This is a genomic window from Pseudomonas sp. LFS074 (assembly GCF_047978165.1).
GTDB lineage: Bacteria > Pseudomonadota > Gammaproteobacteria > Pseudomonadales > Pseudomonadaceae > Aquipseudomonas > Aquipseudomonas putida_P.
On the sequence record NZ_JBFPFV010000017.1, the window covers coordinates 1 to 2,080 of the forward strand.

Annotated in this window: 3 protein-coding genes; all 3 read right to left on the bottom strand. The window is 61.6% G+C overall.

From position 1 onward, the window contains the following. Positions 1–578: ParA family protein (locus ACNQP3_RS29265; protein WP_416470706.1), on the bottom strand; the 578-nt coding region annotated here is incomplete at its 3' end. 18 nt (positions 579–596) lie between these two features. After that, on the bottom strand, positions 597–1,247 hold the full coding sequence (gene rsmG / locus ACNQP3_RS29270; RefSeq protein ID WP_012274914.1) for a 16S rRNA (guanine(527)-N(7))-methyltransferase RsmG: 651 nt from the start codon (positions 1,245–1,247) through the stop codon (positions 597–599). Further along, positions 1,244–2,080 (bottom strand): FAD-dependent oxidoreductase (locus ACNQP3_RS29275; protein ID WP_416470707.1); only part of this gene is annotated, 837 nt, incomplete at its 5' end. The genes rsmG and ACNQP3_RS29275, both read right to left, overlap by 4 nt.

A 2,080-nucleotide genomic window follows, 5' to 3' on the forward strand; every position in this document is an offset into this window, starting at 1 on the left:
TTCAGGCTAAGGCGCGGATCGTACATGGTCCGCAGCAGGCCCTCGATCTTCAGCTCCGGGTTCAACCGGGCGGCGATGCGCTTGATGTTATCCACAAGGTCGCTGAGACCTTCCAGTGCGTAGTACTCGCACTGCATGGGGATAATCACGCCATCGGACGCGACCAGGGCGTTGAGCGTGAGCATCGATAGCGACGGCGGGCAGTCGATGAGGATGTAGTCATAGTTCTCACGGATGGGTGCCAGAGCGTTGCGCAGGCGGCTCTCCTTGACCTGCATTTCCAGCAGCACCACTTCGGCGGCGGTCAGGTCGCGGTTGGCCGGCAGCAGCTGGAAGCCTCCGTGTTCGGAGTAATGCATGGCCTGGGCCAGGTCGCATTCCCCGATGAGCAGGTCGTAGACCGAGTGCTCGAGCTCGTGCTTGTCCACGCCGCTGCCCATGGTGGCGTTGCCTTGCGGATCGAGGTCGATCAGCAGCACACGACGCTTGGTCGCGGCCAGCGAGGCGGCGAGATTGATACAGGTGGTGGTCTTGCCTACACCACCTTTCTGGTTCGCGATTGCGAATACCTTAGCCATTGATGCGCGTGTTCCCAGTCATGCCTTGCGGCGCAGTATCAGCAGATGGCGCTGGCCCTGGCAACCCGGAACGGTCAGGGCCTGTTCGCTTTCCACTGTGAAGTCTGCGGGCAATGCTACCAGTTCATCGGCAGGATGCAGCCCCTTCATTGCAAGCCATTGCGTCCCGGTGTCGCCCAAGTGGCGGGTCCAGTTGGTGAAGTTCTCCATGCTGCTGAAGGCGCGGGAGATGATTCCGTCGAACGGTTGTGCCGGCTGGAAGGCTTCCACTCGGCTGTGGATAACCGTGAGGTTGTCCAGCTTCAACTCCATTTTCACCTGGGTCAGGAAGCGCGTCTTCTTGCCATTGGCGTCCAGCACGGTCACCCGCTTGTGCGGATGCAGGATAGCCAACGGGATGCCAGGCATGCCACCGCCACTGCCGACGTCCAGCCAATTGTCACGCTCGTTGTGGATAAACGACATGACGCTGAGGCTGTCCAGCAGGTGACGCGACACCATCTCATCCGGGTCGCGCACGGCGGTGAGGTTGTAGGCTTTGTTCCATTTGATCAGCAGGGCCAGGTAGCCGAGCAGCTTTTCGTGATGCTCTGCGCTCAGCTCGACTCCGAGCTGCCGTGCACCTGTGGACAACTCTTCAGCGTGTTGCGGGGTGACCAGGGAACTCAAGCGCTTTGCTCCAATTCGCGGCCAGCGCCGCGTTTTTTCAAGTGAATCAGCAACAGGGAAATCGCCGCCGGGGTCACGCCCGGGATGCGCGAAGCCTGGCCCAGGGTTTCTGGGCGGGTTTGTCCCAGTTTGCCCTGGATCTCCTTGGACAGGCCGGAAATGGTCGAGTAGTCGATATCCACAGGCAGGCGCGTGTCTTCGCTGGCGCGCAGACGGGCGATCTCATCTTGCTGGCGGTCGATGTAGCCGGCGTACTTGGTACGGATTTCGACCTGCTCGGCGACCTGTGGATCGATTGCTTCACCGCCAGTCGCCTCGATCAGGCCAGCGTAGTCGATTTCTGGGCGAGCGAGCAGGTTGAGCAGGCTGTATTCGTGGCTGAGCGGGGTACCGAACTTATCCACAATGGCCTGGCCTTGCTCGGTGTTCGGGCGTACCCAGGTCGACTTCAGGCGCTGTTCCTCACGCTCGATGCCGTCGCGCTTGGCGCAGAAAGCAGCCCAACGCTGGTCATCGATCAGGCCCAGCTCGCGACCTTTTTCGGTCAAGCGCAAGTCGGCGTTGTCTTCGCGCAGGATCAGGCGGTACTCGGCACGCGAGGTGAACATGCGGTACGGCTCCTGGGTACCCAGGGTAATCAGGTCGTCGACCAGTACACCGATGTACGCCTCGTCGCGGCGCGGGCACCAGCTGTCGCGGCCCTGCGCACGCAGTGCGGCGTTGGTACCGGCCAGCAGGCCTTGGGCACCGGCTTCTTCGTAACCGGTGGTGCCGTTGATCTGCCCGGCGAAGAACAGGCCGCCGATGACTTTGGTCTCAAGGCTGTACTTCAG